This is a genomic window from Aquamicrobium terrae (assembly GCF_040545735.1).
Taxonomy (GTDB): domain Bacteria; phylum Pseudomonadota; class Alphaproteobacteria; order Rhizobiales; family Rhizobiaceae; genus Mesorhizobium; species Mesorhizobium terrae_A.
The window spans coordinates 363,798-381,444 of sequence record NZ_JBEPML010000002.1; the positions used below are offsets into that span (position 1 = coordinate 363,798).

The 17,647-nt window shown below is 59.7% G+C and carries 32 protein-coding genes; 26 read left to right on the forward strand and 6 right to left on the reverse strand.

The window, feature by feature from the left end; all coding sequences use genetic code 11:
* Window positions 1–177: 177 nt before the first annotated feature.
* Genes ABID37_RS04405 through ABID37_RS04420 form a run of 4 tightly spaced genes read right to left on the reverse strand, consistent with a single transcriptional unit; the run spans window position 178 to window position 1,845 of the window.
* Window positions 178–378, reverse strand: coding sequence for a hypothetical protein (locus ABID37_RS04405; protein WP_354192868.1), 201 nt, complete (start codon window positions 376–378; stop codon window positions 178–180).
* Window positions 375–581: a hypothetical protein gene (locus ABID37_RS04410; protein ID WP_354192870.1), complete on the reverse strand. Its 207-nt coding sequence runs from the start codon at window positions 579–581 to the stop codon at window positions 375–377. The genes ABID37_RS04405 and ABID37_RS04410 overlap by 4 nt, the downstream gene beginning before the upstream one ends.
* Complete coding sequence (locus ABID37_RS04415) at window positions 578–1,627, reverse strand: hypothetical protein (RefSeq protein WP_354192871.1); 1,050 nt, start codon at window positions 1,625–1,627, stop codon at window positions 578–580. Before ABID37_RS04415 ends, ABID37_RS04410 begins: the two co-directional genes overlap by 4 nt.
* Window positions 1,624–1,845 (reverse strand): helix-turn-helix domain-containing protein, encoded by a 222-nt coding sequence (locus ABID37_RS04420; RefSeq protein WP_354192872.1) that lies wholly within the window; start codon window positions 1,843–1,845, stop codon window positions 1,624–1,626. The genes ABID37_RS04415 and ABID37_RS04420 overlap by 4 nt, the downstream gene beginning before the upstream one ends.
* Before the next feature lie 96 nt (window positions 1,846–1,941).
* Here ABID37_RS04420 and ABID37_RS04425 point away from each other — a divergent pair, with 96 nt between their 5' ends.
* The 6 genes from ABID37_RS04425 to ABID37_RS04450 all read left to right on the forward strand — a co-directional run bounded on the left by ABID37_RS04425 (window position 1,942) and on the right by ABID37_RS04450 (window position 4,332).
* Window positions 1,942–2,592, forward strand: coding sequence for an XRE family transcriptional regulator (locus tag ABID37_RS04425; RefSeq protein WP_354192873.1), 651 nt, complete (start codon window positions 1,942–1,944; stop codon window positions 2,590–2,592).
* 13 nt (window positions 2,593–2,605) lie between these two features.
* Window positions 2,606–2,989, forward strand: coding sequence for a hypothetical protein (locus ABID37_RS04430; protein WP_354192874.1), 384 nt, complete (start codon window positions 2,606–2,608; stop codon window positions 2,987–2,989).
* Window positions 2,990–3,006: 17 nt separating this feature from the next.
* Window positions 3,007–3,231, forward strand: a complete 225-nt coding sequence (locus tag ABID37_RS04435; RefSeq protein WP_354192875.1) for a hypothetical protein — start codon at window positions 3,007–3,009, stop codon at window positions 3,229–3,231.
* Window positions 3,228–3,410 (forward strand): hypothetical protein, encoded by a 183-nt coding sequence (locus ABID37_RS04440; RefSeq protein WP_354192876.1) that lies wholly within the window; start codon window positions 3,228–3,230, stop codon window positions 3,408–3,410. Before ABID37_RS04435 ends, ABID37_RS04440 begins: the two co-directional genes overlap by 4 nt.
* Before the next feature lie 99 nt (window positions 3,411–3,509).
* A complete protein-coding gene (locus ABID37_RS04445; RefSeq protein ID WP_354192877.1) occupies window positions 3,510–3,881 on the forward strand; it encodes a DUF4258 domain-containing protein in 372 nt (123 codons plus the stop codon).
* Window positions 3,882–3,909: 28 nt separating this feature from the next.
* Window positions 3,910–4,332 carry a helix-turn-helix domain-containing protein gene (locus ABID37_RS04450; protein WP_354192878.1) on the forward strand — a complete coding sequence of 141 codons (423 nt, stop codon included), beginning with the start codon at window positions 3,910–3,912 and terminating at the stop codon, window positions 4,330–4,332.
* A gap of 442 nt (window positions 4,333–4,774) precedes the next feature.
* Here the strand turns inward: ABID37_RS04450 and ABID37_RS04455 are convergent, their stop codons facing one another.
* The gene (locus tag ABID37_RS04455) at window positions 4,775–5,122 is read right to left on the reverse strand and encodes a hypothetical protein (RefSeq protein WP_354192879.1); all 348 of its coding nucleotides are present in this window, start codon (window positions 5,120–5,122) and stop codon (window positions 4,775–4,777) included.
* Window positions 5,123–5,336: 214 nt separating this feature from the next.
* Here ABID37_RS04455 and ABID37_RS04460 point away from each other — a divergent pair, with 214 nt between their 5' ends.
* From ABID37_RS04460 to ABID37_RS04550, 19 genes are all read left to right on the forward strand, one after another.
* The gene (locus ABID37_RS04460) at window positions 5,337–6,266 is read left to right on the forward strand and encodes a hypothetical protein (RefSeq protein ID WP_354192880.1); all 930 of its coding nucleotides are present in this window, start codon (window positions 5,337–5,339) and stop codon (window positions 6,264–6,266) included.
* Between the two features lie 15 nt (window positions 6,267–6,281).
* A complete protein-coding gene (locus ABID37_RS04465; RefSeq protein ID WP_354192881.1) occupies window positions 6,282–6,686 on the forward strand; it encodes a hypothetical protein in 405 nt (134 codons plus the stop codon).
* Complete coding sequence (locus tag ABID37_RS04470) at window positions 6,686–6,943, forward strand: hypothetical protein (RefSeq protein WP_354192882.1); 258 nt, start codon at window positions 6,686–6,688, stop codon at window positions 6,941–6,943. The genes ABID37_RS04465 and ABID37_RS04470 overlap by 1 nt, the downstream gene beginning before the upstream one ends.
* On the forward strand, window positions 6,940–7,194 hold the full coding sequence (locus ABID37_RS04475) for a hypothetical protein (protein ID WP_354192884.1): 255 nt from the start codon (window positions 6,940–6,942) through the stop codon (window positions 7,192–7,194). Before ABID37_RS04470 ends, ABID37_RS04475 begins: the two co-directional genes overlap by 4 nt.
* Complete coding sequence (locus tag ABID37_RS04480) at window positions 7,191–7,613, forward strand: hypothetical protein (RefSeq protein WP_354192885.1); 423 nt, start codon at window positions 7,191–7,193, stop codon at window positions 7,611–7,613. The genes ABID37_RS04475 and ABID37_RS04480 overlap by 4 nt, the downstream gene beginning before the upstream one ends.
* Window positions 7,614–7,625: 12 nt before the next feature.
* Window positions 7,626–7,952, forward strand: a complete 327-nt coding sequence (locus ABID37_RS04485) for a hypothetical protein (protein WP_354192887.1) — start codon at window positions 7,626–7,628, stop codon at window positions 7,950–7,952.
* Entirely contained in the window at window positions 7,952–8,140 is a 189-nt protein-coding gene (locus tag ABID37_RS04490) for a hypothetical protein (protein WP_354192888.1), read from the forward strand. Before ABID37_RS04485 ends, ABID37_RS04490 begins: the two co-directional genes overlap by 1 nt.
* Window positions 8,141–9,145 (forward strand): PD-(D/E)XK nuclease-like domain-containing protein, encoded by a 1,005-nt coding sequence (locus tag ABID37_RS04495; RefSeq protein ID WP_354192889.1) that lies wholly within the window; start codon window positions 8,141–8,143, stop codon window positions 9,143–9,145.
* Entirely contained in the window at window positions 9,142–9,384 is a 243-nt protein-coding gene (locus tag ABID37_RS04500; protein ID WP_354192890.1) for a hypothetical protein, read from the forward strand. The genes ABID37_RS04495 and ABID37_RS04500 overlap by 4 nt, the downstream gene beginning before the upstream one ends.
* Window positions 9,381–10,070, forward strand: a complete 690-nt coding sequence (locus tag ABID37_RS04505) for an exonuclease domain-containing protein (protein ID WP_354192891.1) — start codon at window positions 9,381–9,383, stop codon at window positions 10,068–10,070. The genes ABID37_RS04500 and ABID37_RS04505 overlap by 4 nt, the downstream gene beginning before the upstream one ends.
* A gap of 142 nt (window positions 10,071–10,212) precedes the next feature.
* Window positions 10,213–11,250, forward strand: a complete 1,038-nt coding sequence (locus ABID37_RS04510; protein ID WP_354192892.1) for a recombinase RecT — start codon at window positions 10,213–10,215, stop codon at window positions 11,248–11,250.
* Entirely contained in the window at window positions 11,250–11,921 is a 672-nt protein-coding gene (locus ABID37_RS04515; protein WP_354192893.1) for a hypothetical protein, read from the forward strand. Before ABID37_RS04510 ends, ABID37_RS04515 begins: the two co-directional genes overlap by 1 nt.
* Window positions 11,918–12,343, forward strand: a complete 426-nt coding sequence (locus ABID37_RS04520; RefSeq protein ID WP_354192894.1) for an HNH endonuclease — start codon at window positions 11,918–11,920, stop codon at window positions 12,341–12,343. Before ABID37_RS04515 ends, ABID37_RS04520 begins: the two co-directional genes overlap by 4 nt.
* Entirely contained in the window at window positions 12,333–12,920 is a 588-nt protein-coding gene (locus ABID37_RS04525; protein WP_354192896.1) for a hypothetical protein, read from the forward strand. The genes ABID37_RS04520 and ABID37_RS04525 overlap by 11 nt, the downstream gene beginning before the upstream one ends.
* Window positions 12,917–13,465, forward strand: a complete 549-nt coding sequence (locus tag ABID37_RS04530; protein ID WP_354192898.1) for a hypothetical protein — start codon at window positions 12,917–12,919, stop codon at window positions 13,463–13,465. Before ABID37_RS04525 ends, ABID37_RS04530 begins: the two co-directional genes overlap by 4 nt.
* On the forward strand, window positions 13,462–13,788 hold the full coding sequence (locus tag ABID37_RS04535; RefSeq protein WP_354192899.1) for a hypothetical protein: 327 nt from the start codon (window positions 13,462–13,464) through the stop codon (window positions 13,786–13,788). Before ABID37_RS04530 ends, ABID37_RS04535 begins: the two co-directional genes overlap by 4 nt.
* Window positions 13,781–14,620 (forward strand): hypothetical protein, encoded by an 840-nt coding sequence (locus ABID37_RS04540; RefSeq protein WP_354192901.1) that lies wholly within the window; start codon window positions 13,781–13,783, stop codon window positions 14,618–14,620. Before ABID37_RS04535 ends, ABID37_RS04540 begins: the two co-directional genes overlap by 8 nt.
* 373 nt (window positions 14,621–14,993) lie before the next feature.
* A complete protein-coding gene (locus ABID37_RS04545) occupies window positions 14,994–15,305 on the forward strand; it encodes a hypothetical protein (protein WP_354192902.1) in 312 nt (103 codons plus the stop codon).
* A 222-nt stretch (window positions 15,306–15,527) separates the two neighbouring features.
* Window positions 15,528–16,073: an HNH endonuclease gene (locus tag ABID37_RS04550; RefSeq protein WP_354192903.1), complete on the forward strand. Its 546-nt coding sequence runs from the start codon at window positions 15,528–15,530 to the stop codon at window positions 16,071–16,073.
* A gap of 7 nt (window positions 16,074–16,080) precedes the next feature.
* Here ABID37_RS04550 and ABID37_RS04555 read toward each other — a convergent pair whose 3' ends face one another.
* Complete coding sequence (locus tag ABID37_RS04555) at window positions 16,081–16,335, reverse strand: DUF982 domain-containing protein (RefSeq protein WP_354192905.1); 255 nt, start codon at window positions 16,333–16,335, stop codon at window positions 16,081–16,083.
* A 255-nt stretch (window positions 16,336–16,590) separates the two neighbouring features.
* Between ABID37_RS04555 and ABID37_RS04560 the strand changes: the two genes are divergently transcribed.
* Window positions 16,591–17,634, forward strand: a complete 1,044-nt coding sequence (locus ABID37_RS04560; RefSeq protein WP_354192906.1) for a tyrosine-type recombinase/integrase — start codon at window positions 16,591–16,593, stop codon at window positions 17,632–17,634.
* Window positions 17,635–17,647 lie beyond the last annotated feature (13 nt).

Here is a 17,647-nt window from a genome sequence, read left to right on the forward strand (position 1 = left end):
GCCTAGATTGATCGGCGTGGGGGTCGGGCCTGAACGGCTCGATCTCGAAGGGAAGAAAGGGAATGATGAATGCGCTCTTTTCCGAACCGCCAAGAACAGACGAGAGCGACGCAACTGGTACTGCCGTTCCCCGATTGGGGACGGCGAAGGGCTGACAATGACGATGACCCATTCGCATCAGCGCCGAACCTCCCAGTCACGGGTGAACTCGCACTGCTCAAGATCGACATGGCTCCGAAGCTCGGCAGCAAGATCGCGCCGGGCAGCCTCACGCTTGATGATCTCGTGGCGCGCTGCGGCCCTGCCGAGCAGATAGCCAGCAAAACCGGTGACGACCGGCGATAGGGCCACGAACAGATCGAGCCAGGTCGAGATCATGACGCTCGCCTTTCCGTCTCGACCGGAAGGGCCTTTTCACGGCAGCGCTGGCAATAGACGCGCCGGGAAGCAACGGCTTCCGAAACGCCAAGTCGTTCAGCAATCTCGACCGTATCGAGGCCCATGAGAAACAGGGCATATGCCGACGGTTTGCTGCGTGGGCGCTGATCATCGCCGGCGAATTGAACGAGGGCCTGGGTCATGCTGCCCTCGCCTTCATTGCCGCATTGGAGCAGGCAGAGCACGAGGCTTGCGAATGAGCCCACTTGCACGTTTCCGGCTTCTGGCAACGCGGGTTGAGGAAATTATCGACCGCACCGGCATGGGCGGGGGGCTTGGGGGATGCCGGTGCGGCCTCGGCTGGGGTAGCCGATGGGGTGTCGGACGGCGACGGTTCAACGCCAGCGGCGTTCGCCAGTCGGGCCATGCCCTTCACTGCAACGAATGCGTTGCCGTCCGATTGGGAATTGGTGGTGACGGACGCTGCTCCACCAAAGGCTTCAACATCCCGTCCGTCACCTTCGCCGGTATTCGTCGCCGGCGTCGACCTACTCACCTCTCCCGCCATGCTGTCGGCTCGCCTCATCGTGGCCTTGCCGGTCGCACCGTTGTCCTCGGAGGCTTTCGCTTGGAATTGGAGATTGTTTCGGGCCAGGAAGAGCGCCCTGCCCTCATCGCCGGCGCGGTCAAATGGCGACTGAATGGCGTCGGCATCGCGCTCAGGGGCCGCGCGGGTGTCGACGGCCTGCGCAGCGGCATGACGTTCACCGGTTTTCAGGAGGTTGACCGATACGCGCTCGTTCTCACGCTCGACTCGCTCACGCCAGTCCGAAACAATTTCAGTGAACTCGGCTTCGGGGATCGCTGCCAGTTTACGAGCGCGGTCGGCGAGATGCTTATCGATGCCGGCATCAGCCAATGTCGGGCGATCATCCCGCGGGTCCGTTTGCGACCCACGGCGAAGCGAGCCGGTGTTGAGGCCGACAGTAGCCCTTTGATCGGCGATCATTTCGCCCAGCCGGCGCTCAGCCCTGATCCTGATCTCGGCCGCGTCGACCTCAAGCTGCTTGTTCTTCGCCTGCCTCGCGTAGGCCCGCATCGCTTCCGAGCGGTCGCGGATATCCTTCACATCATCGACGGACTTAGCTTCGGCAAGCGCACGGCAGGCGGCATCATATCGAACCAGCGACGGCTCGTTTGCCGCAGGCGGCGCAGCCTCTCCAGACTTTATGTCGCCGTAGGAGATCATGCGGCTTCTCCGGTGGCCGGGGCCTCGAAGAACCAAGCATCGTTCCAGTCGATCGACCGATCGGCGGCAGCACGGCGGATCGCCTGCATTTCGTCGAGAGACGGCGCAACACCGGCTTCCCAACGAGACACGCTCGCCTGGGTCACACCTGCCAAAGCCGCAAATTCGGCCTGTGTTACCTTGAAAATTTCTCGACGGATGTATCGGATCGCGCTCATGGCTACGCATATTATGCGCAAACGGATAGTTTGCAAGCGCAAAATTATGCGCAAGCGGATTTTCCTTTATCCGCCCTACATGGCAGCGTCCTTTTCATGACGATCGAGCAGAAAATCCGCGCCATCATGAAGGCTACTGGCTGGAAGCAGCAGAAGCTTGCTGAGCATTTCGAGGTATCGCAATCGACAGTGAACCGCTGGCTGTCCGGATCTGAACCGGAAGGCCACCGCCGCGATGCGATTAACGAAACCTATGAACGGCTGGTAGACCACGGTCCGAAAGATGGCGACGGCTCAGAGGTTCCCCTTATGGGATTTCTAGGAGCTGGCGCGGAAGTCGAGCCGGACTATGAGCAGGTCCCACCAGAAGGGCTTGACCAGATCCATATCCCTTTTCCGGTCCCAGACGATATGATTGCGTTTTCTGTCAGCGGGATCTCGATGATGCCGGTCTTCAAACCCGGCACGATTATCGTGGTTTACCGCGAACAGAAGAAGCCGATCGAATCTTTCTATGGGATGGAGGCTGCCGTTCGGACAGCGGAAGGCCGGCGCTTCATCAAGACGATCACCAAGGGCAGCAAACCCGGAACGGTCACCCTCACGTCGTGGAACGACCCCATGCCGATTGAGGATCAGAAACTGGAATGGATAGGCGAGATATTCGCGGTGCTGCCGCCGGCCGCATTGAGGAAGGTCGAAAAGCAGGGTGGCATCCAAGGTCATCTTGGTTTGAAGACAGCATAGCTCTGGAGGCTTGATGATGACAGTCGATCGCGGGGAACCCGATCTTTACGTCAAACTTCCAGAACGCCCCGATCTGGTCGGCACGATGATGCGCGGCCATACAATGGGCGCGATCAAGGATGGCTGGATCGTCTACTACTACGATTTGCGGCGCCGGCCCTCAGATGATCTCGTGGGGGAATTGTGCATTGTCATGACGGAAGGCGGGCGGAAGCTCATTCGCTATCTCCGCCGCGGCCACCTACCGGGAACGTGGGATCTTGTGACCGATTCCGGGAACCACATCCTCGACGTCGTTCTCCAGTGGGCAGAAAAGGTAGTTCTGATACAGCCCTATGTGCCCAATGGGGAAGAGTTGGCGAAGTTGGCCAAGCACAACTCGGTTAGCACCGAATAAGCGCGGAAGGGCTTGGAATGACCCCAGACCAGCTCGACGCCGCCCTGCACGACATACGCTGGACGCCCGACATCCTGGCCCGGGCGCTGGGATGCGACGTCTCGCTTGTCCATGCCTGGCTCGACGGAAACGCCGAAATCCCCATGAAGGTCGGCGTCTGGATCAAGGTCGTTGCCGACCACCACCAAGCTTTCGAGCAGACCAAGCCGGCCGGCGTGAAGGGCAAGAAGTATCTGGAATGAAAATCACCCTCACCCTCTTGACCGACGAGCGAATTGCCTTGCGTCGGTTTGCCAATGCGACGGGTAAAAGCCTGGATGACGCGGCACATCTGGCACTCCGGGAATATCTGATCAGCACCGGAGATTTGGAGATGCTGCACGAGTTAGGCGAGGATACGGAGACGGCCGGAGAGGCGTAACGCGTCATCCGCGGCATATTGTCAGTTGACGTTAACGAACTATATAGGTATCACCATGATACATAGTTCAAGCGGGAAAGCTCGCTTGCAGGGGGAGCTATGACTGCAACTCAGCCGTGGGAGCCGGGCCGTGCTACCATTGAGATTAGATCGATCGCACGCAGCAAAAAACTTAATATTAGCTACAAGCTGCATGCGCGGGACCGATTGGCCGAACGCAGCCTAATCGTCTCGGATGTTTTGCACGCGCTGAAATACGGCAACGTTTATCAGGCCCCCATACCGGCAACCAGGGCCGGCCACTACCGCTATCGAATTGAATGCCGAACGCCAAATAGCGGAAGCAGGACAATCGGGGTCGTCGTTATCCCGTCGAAAAGTGGGTGCTTGATAAAAGTTGTATCGGTCATGTGGATCGATGAGTTCGAGCGGAATGCAGGCTCGATAATTGGAGTACCAGAAGATGAATAGCTCACATCATTACACCGAATGCGGCCTCATGAATGTCTACATCGATGGCATCGCCGTGGAGATGGATGATGACGGCGATGAAATCATCACCATTCCCGCCGTGAACGAGTTGCACCACATCATTGCGCTCGGCATTGTCCAGCACGAAAAGGGCATGAGCGGCGACGAGCTAAGGTTTCTCCGGACCGAAATGGGGTTGACACAGGCTGAATTGGCGAACCTTGTCCATCGCGACAAGCAATCGATCGGCCGGTGGGAACGGGATGAGATTGACATTGATAGCACATCGGAGGCGATCATTCGTCGCATGGCTATCGAGAAACTTAAGCTTCCGGTCGAGGCAGGGATTGATGAACTGTCTCGCCGAAGTGTTCCTACTGTCGATGAGCAGCCGATCAAGATCCAAAAGGTCGATAATGACCATCGAACTTACGAGTTGCTCGCAGCATAGTCTAGACCCCGGCTCCGGCCGGGGTTTTCGTTTCAGGCGATCAATGGTGGGCAACCGAGGTGCCCCTCTACCGCCAGCTTCTCGCGTCTCGATCACGCTGATCTAGCAAGTGCTTCATCGCTTCATTCCGGCTACATCGATATTTTCTGGCCGCCCCCGCGATCAATTCCTCCTGCCGCTTAACTCCCATCATCGCGAAGACGTTGCGGAATCGTAGCTCGGTCGCGGACACAGGACGGCGCCAGATTCGGCTTATCTTTCGCCCAGAGACAACCAGCGCCAGTAGGGAAAGGGCCACAAAGGCTACCGCGGCCAGGGCGACCGTTACAACGTTGGCCCGAACTAGTTCTATGATTTCTTCAAGCCCCATGGCTTTGATGATGGCTCGAACAGATTACCGAATGGGAAATGGCTGATCGCTGGTTGGTCAGCGCCATCCTTTCTACGTTTCAGCCCGTGTCTTTTCGGCCAGATACGCGGCCGGATCGATGTGACGGACCTCCGATGCCGCGCCGAACGTGCCGAGAATGAATGGCTCGCGGCCGACCGGAGCCTTGCCGCCTTGTGCGTTCGGACAGAGCGAACGCTGGAGTTTCACCATGTACGGGAAAAGCGGCTTGGACCGATCGTTGGTGAACTTGGTTTTTTGCCGGCCGAGCGTACGCGCCATCCAGTACGCCTGCCGCTCGCTTTTTAGAGCATCGACGTCGACACCCTTGCGCCGAAGCCAATCGCGAAGCGGATAGAGTGCTTCTGGCCAGTCGTATGTCGTAATCGGACGTTTGCTCATGTGGTTTCCTTCCTGATCCCATAGGCTTCCAAAAGGAGCGTCCTTCACACATCGAAGGCCGTCCTTTCCCGTCGGCTCGAAGACCGACCAAGCATCCGTGAAACCGATATACGCCCAGCCTGGCATTTGATTTGGCAGTGCCCACCTGCCCTTCACCGGCATCCTCCCGCCTGTCCAGCGGTGCGAACGGAACGCGCCGATACGAAACTCAACTATGGCGTGTGATAAGTTGGCTGGGATTATTCCTCGCGCAGCAAGCGTTGTTCGAGGACGGGCGCTCCAAACCCCGTCGGCTTCGTCCGATGATTCCGCCACCGGCAGCGGTTGGGAAATTCATGCACCGGATGATCGGCGCGACGGGGCAAAATCCCCTGAAGACCGTCGCCTCATGCGCTTGAACCGCTACGTCTTGCCGGGAACCTCCGAGCAGACACAAGATGTTGCGACTTTCGCGCCGCGCAGGCCCGTTTGTTGTTGTCGATCCGGTCATGTTCTGATACATAAGCCGTCAGTTATCTTTGTGCTGCGCGCCCCGGTCGGATCATCCCGCCGGGGCTTTTCTTTTATCCGCGACTATCCGCCTTCGCAATTAATTTTATCCGTTTGCGCATTTTCTTTCTTGACGTTTATCCGTTTGCGCATATTATCCGCTCATACCCACCACGAAGAAGCCCCGGCCGATCTGGTGGATTTGAGAGGAAACGGAACGATGGCAGCCGATACGAAGACGATTGACCGGATCAAGTCACTGCGCCGCGAGGCTGCAGCAATTGCCGGTTTTCATGCGCTCTATTCCGAGAAGTATTCGCCCGACAGTCATTGCGACAAGAAGGGATACGGCTTCGGTGGTGACGACCGTTTTGCAGCGTTCACCATCAACTCCAAGTTCGAGAGCCATGCCGGATACTACGGCAATTCGTCCTGCTCTCGCATCCTCAATGTCTACGACCGCGAGATTGTCGAGAAGGCTTTCGTCAAGGCTCTCAACATTCACCAGAAAGAGCTTTTCGCGACCGCAGCCCGCCTCATGCGTGAGGAGGCCGCGAGCCTGACCGATCAGGCTGCGAAGGAAATCGAAGCGCTCAAATCGCTGCTCGACACGGCGCTTGCAGATGTTGCCGAAGCGCAATCCGAAGCGGCGTGACGGGAGGCCAGTCTCATGAACATCCACTCGCAGGACTACCTTGCCGATACGCCGATGAAGGTGCGCCGGGACTTGCTGGCGGCGGTCGAACTTTATCGGAACGAAGACACGATCATGCTGGAGCAGGCCATCGAGGCCATAGCTTCGGGCCGGGCCGTGTACTGGACCGCCTCGGGCTATTCCAACGCCCGCGCCTCGGACCTGCCCTACGAACTTAACCGGGGCAAGCCGATCCTTGAGGCGATCGACGCGGCATATGCGGGCCGTGAGTTCCTGCGCCAGCAAGCTCTCGACACCATTGTTCCGATCAACCGCAAGGCCGCGAATGCCCTTGTTCTGGCTTATGCCAAGTTCGGGTCTTGGGTGGACGAGGACGAGCTTTTGGAGCGCCGGGTGCGTGATGTGCGGAGGGCTGCGTGATGTCCTACGCAAGCGAGCAAGGCGTTCTGAATGCGCAATGGAATGCGGCTGAGATGGCCTTTCAGGCCGAGAGAGCAAAATGCTCTCCGCATGTCCTGATGCGCCCCAGATCGTTCCCTGACGGGAACATGTGGTGCGCCCTCTATGGGGAAAATTTGCAGGAGGGCGTAGCTGGCTTTGGCAAAACTCCAGAGCGTGCCGTCGCTGACTTCGACAAGAACTGGCGCGAACAGACTTTGGCGGGTGGGACGACATGACCCGCGCCCGCCACGAACGCCAGATCAAGCTGACGAGCTACACCCACAACGGACGCAACACGTTCGAGGCCGCGCTTTTCGAGGTCCTGTATCGACGCGGCGCACTCGACCTTTCCTGGCTCTCCGACGATCTGATCGCGGAAGTCCGACACCGCATGATTTCAAAGGAATGGTCCCGCCACAAGTTCCGCCGCGAGCAGCGGAAGCAAGCGCAAGCCATCCTCGCAAAGCAGAAGGAAGAAGCGGCATGAGCGCGCTCGGATACGCAGAAGGCGAAATGTGCAACCGGGGTGGCTGCGTTGGCGTCATCGAATTGCACCGTAGCGAAAACTGCTCGTGCCACATCACCCCACCGTGCCTTTCCTGCACATCGCCGCGTGGCTATTGCCCCGCCTGCGACTGGCAAGAGGCCGATGACCCGCTCGTCGTGATGGAAGTCACCACGATCCACCTGCCGACCGGCTTCATCGAGCGCAGGAAGCGCGTCCTCGACCCGTCGAAGATCGACTACCGCATCGAGGCGCATAGCAACTCGTCGCAAAAAGTCATCGGCGTCTACCCGGAAGGAACGGCGCGGGCAGAGGTAGAGCAGCGCGTCAAGGGCACCTTTGGTGGTCGCTTTGAGCGCTTCGGCTCCGGCCATTTCACCTACATCGCGTCCACAGACTAGGAGGCCGCATAGATGCCCGCCGATACAGTGAAGCATACGCCGGGGCCGTGGCACATCGTTGACACCTTCGACGGTAAATACACCATCGCGGCGGGAGACAGCATCGTTGCGCGCGTCGATGGCAACGAAATGGGAGCCGCGTTCTCACCCAAGCAGAACAAGGCCAACGCCGACCTGGTTGCGTTCACCAGCACCGCTTTCAGCCGAGAACGTCTCGAACCCATTCTCATCGACCTCGTCACGAAGGGCATTGAGGGATGGAAGAAGAACGACGAGGCTTTGATTGATCTGGCAATCTCAGATGCCATTGCAACCATCGCCAAAACGGAGGGCTGCTGATGTCCCCCGCCCCCGAATTCATCACCATCGAACTGGCCCGCCTTACCCGCGCTGAGGGTCAGTGGGCCCGCCGGTTTCGAGATTACGAACTGCTCCTGACCGCCGGCCTGTCCTGCGAGGAAGCGGCGCAGATCGTCACCGATCTGGCGCGAGAGGCTGAATCCCAACGCGAATTGGAGGCTGTGTAGATGGAACGCATTGAGCCCGATCGTTTCGAATCCGTCGGCGCCGTGGTCGGAAATCTGGTCAACGGCCTCTCTGGCGAACATGTCTACCGCGGCGGCCAGATCTCCGAGCCTGGCGTTTATTCCGGCGTCGATATCGAGCGCTACCACCACGATCCCAACTTGTTCGACGGCTTCTCGATTTCATCCAGCGGCGTCCGTTCCGTTCTGCGCCGGCCGCTCGAATACTGGTGGACCAGCCCGTACAATCCCAACCGGGAAGAACCGGAGAGCAAGCCTTCCCTCGACTTCGGCAAGGCAGCGCACATGCTTCTTCTGGGCGAAGATGGCTTTGCCGAGCGATATGCGCTGCGTCCGGCCAAATACGAGGACGACAAGGGCGTCTGGAAGCCGTGGAACGCCAATTCCAACCTCTGTAAGGAATGGCTGGCCAAGACCGCCGAGGCCGGCAAGACGGTAATCACCGAAATCGAAATCGGCCATATCCGCCACATGGCAGCCGCACTCCAATCCAAGGAAGCGGTTCGGCTCGGCATCCTGAACGGCAGGATCGAGCGGTCGATCTTCACCAAGCGCAACGGCATCTGGCTCAAGAGCCGGCCCGACGTAATTCCCAACTCATCGGGCGATTTCGTTGATCTGAAAACCGCTGCGTCTGTCGATGACGAAAGCCTGTCGCGGGCGATTTTCGCCCATGGCTATCACGTGCAGGCAGGGTTCACCCGCATGGTCGTTCGCGACGTGCTCGGGCCTGACGCCTTCACGTCCTTCACCTTCGCCTTTGTCGAGAAGCAGCCGCCCTACGACGTGCGGATCATGCAGTTGAAGGACAGCGACATCGACCTTGGCGAGCGTCAGGCGATGCGCGGGCTGGCAATCCTGGCTGAGTGCATCACGCGCGGAGAGTGGCCCGGCTTCGATGGGCACGACCAGCACATTTCATTCGTGGAAATGCCTGCATGGGCGCGGACGCGGATCGACACTGAATTGAATGCGGTGGCGGCATGATCATCGATCCCGACTTCCGCGAGGTCGATGAGCCGGTTGTCACGCTTCAGATGAGCCTCAGCCAAGCCGAAGCCCTCTCAAGTGGCATGTCCGACCTGCTGTGCTGGGCCAACGGTTTCATGGCCGCGAAGGGCGAGGACTTCCGCTTCGACCCCATGGGCACCCACCAAATCCGAGAACTGAACATCGCCCTGAAAAGCGCAATGGCGCGGGCCGAGAAAGAGGAAACGAGCGAATGAAGGTCCGCGTCATTGATTTTGAGACAACCGGCCTGCCCGAGGATCAAACCAAGGGCATCTGCGAAATCGGCTGGACCGACGTCACCGACGACTGGCAGGTTCATGGGCCATATTCGATACTGGTCAATCCCGGTCATTCGATCCCACCAGTCACCCGAGCCATCCATCATATTTCCGATGCTGACGTTGCCGGGGCGATCTCGCCCGACGTTGGCTGCGCCAAACTGATGGCCGGCATGGAGCCGGGAGACGTTTTCGCCGCGCACAATGCCAAGTTCGAGCGGGCATTCTTTGGCGGCGGTCAGCATGACTGGATTTGCACGCTTCAGTGCGCCCGGCATCTGTTTCCCGATGCTCCCGGTCATTCGAACCAAGTCCTTCGCTACCATCTTGGCATCGACGAAGAAGACGATTTCGACTCGGAAGCCTCCATGCCGCCGCACCGTGCCGGCCCCGATACGTTGGTCACGGCCTTCATTCTGCGCCGCCTGATCTTCGCGTCGAGCCTGGCCAAGCTGGTTGAACTGACCACCGCGCCCGTCGTCCTCCAGACCATCACCTTCGGCAAGCACCGCGGCACCAAATGGGCCGACCTGCCGCGCGATTATCTCCAATGGATCGCGTTCAAGTCCGAACTCGGCGCGGATGAGAAGCACACCGCACGTCACATTCTGGGAGCCAACTGATATGAACCAGATCGCCACTCAATCCGACAGCCGCATGTTGGCCATCGAGGAAAAGATCAATCGCGACGTGTCATCTGCAATCACCGTCGGCGTCGGCGGCATCACCTTCCAGAATGCCGGCGAGGTCATGGAGTACGCCAAGATGATGGCCGTCTCCGGTTCGGCCGTGCCAAAGCATCTTCGCGGCCAGCCCGGCGCCTGCCTCGGCATCATCGACGATGCGATCCGGTTTCGGACCAGCCCGTATGCGCTGGCCCGCAAGAGCTACTTCGTCAACGACAACCTGGCTTACGAGGCTCAGGTCATCGCCGGCGTCATTAATGCCTTTGCGCCTTTGAAGCAGCGCCCCGATATTAAATGGGAAGGCGAAGGGCCGGATCGCGTCTGCATCGTGATTGCCGAGTTCAAGGACGGCGCGGTGCGCGAGGTCAAGAGCCCGAAGCTCAAGGACATCCATCCCAAGAATTCGCCGCTGTGGAAGTCTGACCCGGATCAGCAGCAATCCTACTATACCCTGCGGTCCTTCGCCCGCCGGTGGTGCCCGGAAATCATTCTCGGCATCTACGACGTGGAGGAAATGCGCTTTGCCGAGATGCGTGACGTCTCGCCCGAACAGCCGTCGGTCATGCAGCGCCTTCAAGCCCGACAGGAAGGCTCCCAGACGCGCGAAGGCTTCGATCAGTCCTTTGTCACCCGCGAAACGGCCGCGCTCACTGGCGAGGCCGACAGCGGCCAGACCGAAGACAATTCCCAATCGTCGGTGCCCTCTCCCGACGACGGCAGCAGCGGCGGGGAAACGCCATCCTCTCAAACCGCTGCTGCCACCAATTCACAGCCCGATGATGAATCGGGCACCTCGGAGGAAGGCGACAATCCCGGTCAGGTAACCACGGAAACGGCCGCACCTTCCTCCGACCTCCATTCCGGGGACCGGGCATGGTTGCTCGAGCTTGCAAAGCAGCTTTGGGCCGCAACCGGTCTTGGCGAGCAAGAGCTTGTTTCGGCCATCGCCGCCGATCTTCGCAAGACGGCGCCCGAAGATCTGTCCCAGTTGGCCCGCGACAAGGCCCTGTCCGTCGTCAAGCAATGCAAGCTGGTCTGTTTCGGAGAGCAGGAAGCTGGCGACACGCTGCCGATCATCGCTGGTATCGTTGGTGTCGAAGTCGGGGAGATTGCTTGATGGCTGATCTCCCTATTCTCTTCTCCGCCCCCATGGTCCGCGCGATTCTGCGCGAGATCGAGCAGCCCGGCACCGGCAAGACGCAGACGCGGCGGGTGTTGGACGCGTGGTGCGATGAGCCGCCTGCGGTCGTCGATGAGGGCGTCATCACCGCCTTCGATGAGAACGACAAGCCGTATCGATGGCCGCGCACAGCAGCCGTCGGCGACCGCCTCTATGTCCGCGAGGCGTGGCATGCGGCGCGGAGCCTCGACCGAACGCCGCCGAGAGATATTCCGCGCGATGCTGATATTGAGCACGCGGCAACGGCCCGCAGCTATGCCGAGATCGGCCTGAAAGGGAAACTCCGTCCGGCGATGTTCCTGCCCCGCTGGGCCAGCCGCATCACCCTGATCGTCACCGATGTCCGCGTGCAGCGGCTGCAGGAGATCAGCCGTGACGATGCAATTTCGGAAGGTCTCATTCACAAGCCGGGCGTGATTGAGCCAGATTGGTGGGTTCTGCCGGAACCCTTCCATCAAGGTAGCTGGCTCTCTCCTGTAGCGGCCTTTCGCTTTCTCTGGGAGAGCCTCAACGCCGCGCGCGGATACGTCTGGGACACTAACCCCTGGGTTGCCGCCTACACCTTCACGCCGATCCTCGGGAATATCGATCAGATCGGGGGCGCATGATGGCCCGCCCCGTCAAAGAGTGGATAGGCGCCCACCACGGCGTCAACATCCCGCCCCGCGTCCGCCTGCGCGTCTTCGACCGAGACGGCGGCATCTGCCACCTGTGCAAGCTGCCGATCAAGACCGGCGAGACGTGGCAGGCCGATCACGTCGTCGCACTGATCAATGGCGGTGAGCACCGCGAGACGAACCTGGCGCCGGCGCACTCCCATTGCCACGTCGGCAAATCCGCTCAGGACGTAAGGGAAAAGGCCAAGGTGGCCAAGGTTCGCGGCAAGCACACCGGTGCCGTCCGCCCATCTTCCAAGCTCTCCACCCGAGACAAGCGCGCTCCCAAGCGCCTCACCAAACAACTCCCGCCGCGCGTCCGCGACGTGTACGGCAGACCTGTCGCCAAGGAGGCGCATAGCCATGCAGATTAATGAAAAGGCGCTCAAGCCCTGCCCCTTCTGCGGGACAGCGATGATGCTTCGCGGTGCGCTCTGGCCTTCAGAAGGCGACCGGGATGCCGTCATCCATGCAGAGCCTACAGACTGTCCGCTTCCTCATTTCTCGAATGACACCTTTGACGGGAGCATTGTCGAGGTCTGGAACCGTCGCGCCGAAGCCGTAACGCCGCCTGATGTGGCGGGGCTGATCGACGTACTTGTTGAGTGCGCAGAGATGGTTGAAGACGGCCGACAGGACGGCCTGACGCAATTCTGGCACGACGAAACGGCAAAGCTGACCGCAAAAACCTGCCTCGAAGCCGCCACCGCGCTCCGTCTCTCCGCAGGTGGTGGGTGGAGATCGATGGATAGCGCGCCGGAACTGGATCGAGTGATTGTAGCGGGGTGGCAAAAGCCCACCCGAAGCTGCGCCGGTTACTGGTGGATGCATGAAGACGTAATCATTAATGGCCGACCTGACGAGCGGCCAGATGCTCTCCTGTGGCATCCCTTCCCTGCTAGGCCAACTGGCCTCCCCGCATCCCCCACCGCACCGGAGGCTGTCCGATGAGCAGGATCGCCTATGCCGACCCTCCTTATATCGGATGCGCCCACCTCTACCGGGATCACCCAGATTATGCCGGGGAGGTTGACCACGCCGAATTGCTTGATCGCCTGGAGAGCGAGTTCGATGGCTGGGTGCTTCACGCGTCCGCCACACCAACCAGCATGGCAACACTCGCGCCTCTTGTCGCCAAGATCGATGGCGCGCGATGGATGTCATGGGTGAAGGGATTTGCCGCCTTCAAGCGCAACGTTCCCGTCGCCTATGCGTGGGAGCCTGTCGTAGTGAAGCCCGCCCGAAAGCCGGTCGTCAGCAAGCGACTGGTGATGCGCGACTGGATTCAGGAGAGCATTACGCTCAAGCGCGGTCTGACGGGGGCCAAGCCCGAGGCTGTTTGCCATTGGGCTTTCGAAATGGTCGCAGCTCGGCCCGATGATGAATTGCACGATCTGTTCCCCGGCACGGGCGCAGTCACCGAAGCGTGGCGGACGTGGCGGCTCAAGTTCGCATTGCCGGAAGATGGGCCGCTGTTTGAAAGGAAAGCGTCATGACTGACAAGCCCGTCTACACGATGCGCGAATGCGTAGAACTCTCTCTCATGTTGGTGACCGTGCAGATCAGAGAAGAACGCATCAACAGCATCGAAGAATTATATGGCCTGAAACGGCATTTCGAGACCGTTCTAGATGAAACTTCACCCGCCCGCATCGAAGCCTTGGAAGCCGAGAATGTGCGGCTGCGGGCGGCGCTGGAACCATTCGCGCGTCACGCCGACGGACGGAAATCAAAGGGTCTTCTTGGTGGCGTAATTTTTACACAGCCTGCGCTGCTAGCCGCCCGCTGCGCCCTTGAAGGAGGCAACGAAGATGGTTGAGCGCTACACTCTTGTCAGGGACGGTCGCCAAGGATGGGGTTTAGCCAAGCGGCCCAACGGTGTTTATGTTCACCACTCCGATTACGAAGCCCTTCGCGCCGAGCTTGAGCAGGTCAGGCGGGATCGGGATGCAAATCATAACCTCGCTATCGCGAATGGCGAACGCGCTAAGGACGAACACAGACGCGCCGAAGCCGCCGAGCGCCTTGCCGAGGCGCGGGTGGTGGTCAAGCCGCTGGAGTGGTCGGAATACGAGACAGAGGGCTGGGCCGACCGCGCCGACGCGGAAGCCGGTTCGTTTGGGGTTTTCTATAACATAGATATCCAGAGAGATGGATATCGCGTCGTGTTCGACCGCGAAGCTGTGGGCGCTATAGGAACATTTGAAACCGCAGACGAGGCCAAAGCCGCCACCCAAGCCGATTACGAGCGCCGCATCCTCTCCGCCCTTGCCGAGCCTGCCGGAGAGGTGGAGCCGGAACCTGTGGCGTATCCGAAGATCATGTATGTCTGTGAGCACTGCCACGAGCACAATCCAGAAATGTGCGGGCACGACCGTACCGACATTTATGTGACGCCAGACGGGCGGTGGCTTTGCGACGGGTGCCTAGACGAAGAAGGAGTACCACACCGCGACTGCGTGTCTCCGCCGACGCTCTACACCTCTCCCGTCGCCACCCCTCCAGCGAGCGCGATAAGGGGGGCGCTACCCGCGACGGGCCGGTATGTGGACAGACTCATCCGCATCTTCCGTGACAGGCCAGACGACGACACGAGCGCTGTAGTCTTGCAGGACTATGCCCGTGCCGCCCTCGCAGGGAGCGCAGAGTAAAGAACATGATCACGTCATTCGTCCTACAACGCGCCCCAGCCCGCTATAACATGGTCGGCCAGCGCCTACCGGACAGCCTCCACGATACCGATCAGGTCATCTCTCCCGGCCTTGTCCGTCGCTTGCAGCGATACGCCCTCGGACGGCTCCAGCAAGACGCCGGTTTCCGTGTCCGCGACTGGCGGTGCGAGGTCTACACGATGGATGGCGACACGCCGCGCAGCGAGCGGTTCTACTGCGTGGAGTTTACAAACGAGCGCGGGGGCATGCTCGGCGTGCAGGGTATTGCGATTGGACGGGGCGGACATCCGTGCTTGGACCACGGCATTTGCGTTGAAGAGGGCAGAGACGCAATAACAGGGAGCGCAGAGTGATGGGCGCGCGCGAGGTGATAGCTAAATGGTCCGCTGTCGATATCGGAGGGCCGGGAACGCGCCCGAACAAGGCAGATTTGGCAATTGCAGACCAGATCATCGACGCCTTGAAAAGCAAAGGCTACGTGATCCTGTCTCCCGACGAGGTGCGGGGGATGACGCCGGGCGCAGCGGAAGCTTTCGCGGCTCTCGATCTTGCGGATCGCCTCATTGAAAGCGCCTACGGAACCGATACCCCGCGAGAATGGAACAAGGCGTTTCGGCAGGTTGCCAAAGCCCGCTCGATGAAAGGAGGCGCAGGATGCGACTGACTGACGATGAGCGCCGGGAACTAAGGTGGCTCGCGCGCCAAGCTTTCCCTGTATGGGGCGGAGTTTATGACAGAGGCGGTGACGAGTTCACATCGAAAATGATGAGGCTTGGCTACGTGGCATCCGTCGAATGCCCCGTCAGGGTAGGCAAGTCAAAGTTCTCAGGTGGATACCGCATCACCCCCGCAGGTCGCGCCGCACTCAAAGCTCTGGAGGCGCAGGATGCGACTGACTGAGGCGCAGCGGAGCGACCGCGACGATGCGGTCGCGATTGAACTCTCCGGTGGAGAGTTTGCCATAATCGACGCTGAAGACCTTCCGAAGATTGAAGGCCGAAAGTGGTGGGTGAAGCGCAGTCGAAATACGTCATATGCCATCGGCCATGGCGGGAGAGGGTCTCCATGCCTAAGGATGCACCGGATTATCATCGGTGCTAAACCCGGAGAGATTGTCGATCATATCGACAGGAATGGCCTTAACAACAGAAAGTCAAATCTGCGGATTGTATCCCACAGCCACAATGCCGCGAATATTGCCCCCCGCAGCAAGTATGGGTATCGGGGAATAGGCTTCAACCCGAAGGGGAAGGTCCGCCCATGGCAAGCGATGGCGAAATTGGATGGGAAAATCCATCGATTTGGCTGGTTTGATTCGAAAGAGGCGGCGGCTCTTGCTCACGACATCGGCATATTTGGCCTTCGCCGCGATCTGGCTCTGCTGAATTTTCCAAGCCTGTTTTCCGCTCTCACGGAGGGGAAGGATGACTAGCACCCCATCAATCCGCCAGTATCCCGGCCTCGCGCGCGGCCTCGGCAAATGCCTCTTGGGCCTTGGCCTGCGCTTTAGCATTGTCGGGGTTGGAATAGGCCTCCAGCGCCGCTTTCCGTGCCTCCAGATAGGCAGGACCGTCGCCCGGCCAGTCGCCCAGCAGCAACTCGACGGCGCGGCCGAGGCGCGTGACGGCGACAACGCTGCTGTCGGTTACGAAAACATGCACGGGTTTGTCCCACCAGGCAGATGTGTCGGCCATGTCGGCCTCCTTTCCCTGTGGCAACGGGGGACGGGACTTGTTGTTCCGCCAGGGTGCCGCGATGGGTAGGCCAGCGACCATTCTGGATCGTGCAATCTCGCCTGCCGAGGCTGTGGACATCCTGTGGAAACGAGGCGTCGAGATTTCAGAGCGCGCTTTGAGGGAGCGAGCGCGGGAAATTGGCGCTTATCGTCAGATCGGAAGGGCGATGTTCTTCACCCCCGATGACCTTGAAAGGATAATGGAGCCGGTAGGATGCTCACCCTCACAAAGCGCCCAAAAAGCCCATACTGGATCGCGCGGGGCACGTTCAACGGTATCCGAGTTGAACGAAGCACGGGCGAGACTTCAAAGCCTGAAGCAAGGAAAAAACTTGCGGAGATAATCCAAGAACTACAGACAGCCCCAACCCGGGCAGGCTGGCAGGATATGTCGTTTGCAAAGGCCATGACGGCCTACATCGACAGCGGCAAGGATACCCGCTTCCTCGATAGGCTTCTTGAGCATTTTCAAGAAACGAGGCTTGGTGACATCGACAATGTGGCGATGACACGCGCGGCGAACGCGATTTATCCCGGCCGTGCGCCGGCCACGATCCGTCGACATCTCTATGTGCCGGTATCCGCCATTATCAATTTTGTGAAAGACGACAAACTACGGGCGCCAAAGGGCGGCGGCGCCAGGACGATGTTCGTCATGCCCGCTCTGGCCGACGCAATCATCCAGGCAGCAACAACCCAACCCAGCCCTTGGCTGCCGGCTCTGATTACATTCTGGTTTGGTCAGGGCACCCGTGCCGGTGAGACTTTCGCCATCGATGGGCGCGACGATGTCAGCCTTCAAGGACGATGGGCAATGCTTCGCGATCCCAAAAACGGACATGAGAGGAGGGTGACCTTGCAGCCGCGGGTGGTTGCAGCCCTATCGGTTCTTCCAAATATCGGTGAGCCTGGGCCACTGTTCCGTCGGTTCGATGGCAAAGCCTTCACCGAGAAGGTGGGCAGAGGAGGTCAGGTCAGAACGGCTTTCGCGCGAGCCGTTGAGAACGGCGGCGGCGATCCCAAGGTCATCACTCCTCATGTATGCCGCCATTCGTGGGCAACATGGTTCTACGCGCAGACGAAGGACACGCTGCGCCTGAAGGAGGAAGGTGGGTGGCTTTCAAACGAGCATGAGCGCTACGTGAAACTCGGAACGCCGGAGATCGGCGCCGAGGCGTTTACGAAGGGCTGGGATTTCACAACTGTGGGGGAAAATTGGGGTAAAGTCGTTCCGCTTGTAGCAAAAACAAGTGCTTAAGCGTATGTTTCTG

What these genes read in the sequence shown, in the direction of transcription:
- ABID37_RS04520 (WP_354192894.1), top strand. Translation starts at nt 11,918, where the DNA reads ATGATGGCCCGCCCCGTCAAAGAGTGGATAGGCGCCCACCACGGCGTC.
- ABID37_RS04445 (WP_354192877.1), top strand. Translation starts at nt 3,510, where the DNA reads ATGACTGCAACTCAGCCGTGGGAGCCGGGCCGTGCTACCATTGAGATT.
- ABID37_RS04430 (WP_354192874.1), top strand. Translation starts at nt 2,606, where the DNA reads ATGATGACAGTCGATCGCGGGGAACCCGATCTTTACGTCAAACTTCCA.
- ABID37_RS04465 (WP_354192881.1), top strand. Translation starts at nt 6,282, where the DNA reads ATGAACATCCACTCGCAGGACTACCTTGCCGATACGCCGATGAAGGTG.
- ABID37_RS04470 (WP_354192882.1), top strand. Translation starts at nt 6,686, where the DNA reads ATGTCCTACGCAAGCGAGCAAGGCGTTCTGAATGCGCAATGGAATGCG.
- ABID37_RS04525 (WP_354192896.1), top strand. Translation starts at nt 12,333, where the DNA reads ATGCAGATTAATGAAAAGGCGCTCAAGCCCTGCCCCTTCTGCGGGACA.
- ABID37_RS04515 (WP_354192893.1), top strand. Translation starts at nt 11,250, where the DNA reads ATGGCTGATCTCCCTATTCTCTTCTCCGCCCCCATGGTCCGCGCGATT.
- ABID37_RS04435 (WP_354192875.1), top strand. Translation starts at nt 3,007, where the DNA reads ATGACCCCAGACCAGCTCGACGCCGCCCTGCACGACATACGCTGGACG.
- ABID37_RS04500 (WP_354192890.1), top strand. Translation starts at nt 9,142, where the DNA reads ATGATCATCGATCCCGACTTCCGCGAGGTCGATGAGCCGGTTGTCACG.
- ABID37_RS04475 (WP_354192884.1), top strand. Translation starts at nt 6,940, where the DNA reads ATGACCCGCGCCCGCCACGAACGCCAGATCAAGCTGACGAGCTACACC.
- ABID37_RS04415 (WP_354192871.1), bottom strand. Translation starts at nt 1,627, where the DNA reads ATGATCTCCTACGGCGACATAAAGTCTGGAGAGGCTGCGCCGCCTGCG.
- ABID37_RS04420 (WP_354192872.1), bottom strand. Translation starts at nt 1,845, where the DNA reads ATGAGCGCGATCCGATACATCCGTCGAGAAATTTTCAAGGTAACACAG.
- ABID37_RS04535 (WP_354192899.1), top strand. Translation starts at nt 13,462, where the DNA reads ATGACTGACAAGCCCGTCTACACGATGCGCGAATGCGTAGAACTCTCT.
- ABID37_RS04510 (WP_354192892.1), top strand. Translation starts at nt 10,213, where the DNA reads ATGATGGCCGTCTCCGGTTCGGCCGTGCCAAAGCATCTTCGCGGCCAG.
- ABID37_RS04555 (WP_354192905.1), bottom strand. Translation starts at nt 16,335, where the DNA reads ATGGCCGACACATCTGCCTGGTGGGACAAACCCGTGCATGTTTTCGTA.
- ABID37_RS04455 (WP_354192879.1), bottom strand. Translation starts at nt 5,122, where the DNA reads ATGAGCAAACGTCCGATTACGACATACGACTGGCCAGAAGCACTCTAT.
- ABID37_RS04530 (WP_354192898.1), top strand. Translation starts at nt 12,917, where the DNA reads ATGAGCAGGATCGCCTATGCCGACCCTCCTTATATCGGATGCGCCCAC.
- ABID37_RS04485 (WP_354192887.1), top strand. Translation starts at nt 7,626, where the DNA reads ATGCCCGCCGATACAGTGAAGCATACGCCGGGGCCGTGGCACATCGTT.
- ABID37_RS04410 (WP_354192870.1), bottom strand. Translation starts at nt 581, where the DNA reads ATGACCCAGGCCCTCGTTCAATTCGCCGGCGATGATCAGCGCCCACGC.
- ABID37_RS04495 (WP_354192889.1), top strand. Translation starts at nt 8,141, where the DNA reads ATGGAACGCATTGAGCCCGATCGTTTCGAATCCGTCGGCGCCGTGGTC.
- ABID37_RS04425 (WP_354192873.1), top strand. Translation starts at nt 1,942, where the DNA reads ATGACGATCGAGCAGAAAATCCGCGCCATCATGAAGGCTACTGGCTGG.
- ABID37_RS04550 (WP_354192903.1), top strand. Translation starts at nt 15,528, where the DNA reads ATGCGACTGACTGAGGCGCAGCGGAGCGACCGCGACGATGCGGTCGCG.
- ABID37_RS04560 (WP_354192906.1), top strand. Translation starts at nt 16,591, where the DNA reads ATGCTCACCCTCACAAAGCGCCCAAAAAGCCCATACTGGATCGCGCGG.
- ABID37_RS04405 (WP_354192868.1), bottom strand. Translation starts at nt 378, where the DNA reads ATGATCTCGACCTGGCTCGATCTGTTCGTGGCCCTATCGCCGGTCGTC.
- ABID37_RS04545 (WP_354192902.1), top strand. Translation starts at nt 14,994, where the DNA reads ATGGGCGCGCGCGAGGTGATAGCTAAATGGTCCGCTGTCGATATCGGA.
- ABID37_RS04490 (WP_354192888.1), top strand. Translation starts at nt 7,952, where the DNA reads ATGTCCCCCGCCCCCGAATTCATCACCATCGAACTGGCCCGCCTTACC.
- ABID37_RS04450 (WP_354192878.1), top strand. Translation starts at nt 3,910, where the DNA reads ATGAATGTCTACATCGATGGCATCGCCGTGGAGATGGATGATGACGGC.
- ABID37_RS04440 (WP_354192876.1), top strand. Translation starts at nt 3,228, where the DNA reads ATGAAAATCACCCTCACCCTCTTGACCGACGAGCGAATTGCCTTGCGT.
- ABID37_RS04505 (WP_354192891.1), top strand. Translation starts at nt 9,381, where the DNA reads ATGAAGGTCCGCGTCATTGATTTTGAGACAACCGGCCTGCCCGAGGAT.
- ABID37_RS04480 (WP_354192885.1), top strand. Translation starts at nt 7,191, where the DNA reads ATGAGCGCGCTCGGATACGCAGAAGGCGAAATGTGCAACCGGGGTGGC.
- ABID37_RS04460 (WP_354192880.1), top strand. Translation starts at nt 5,337, where the DNA reads ATGGCGTGTGATAAGTTGGCTGGGATTATTCCTCGCGCAGCAAGCGTT.
- ABID37_RS04540 (WP_354192901.1), top strand. Translation starts at nt 13,781, where the DNA reads ATGGTTGAGCGCTACACTCTTGTCAGGGACGGTCGCCAAGGATGGGGT.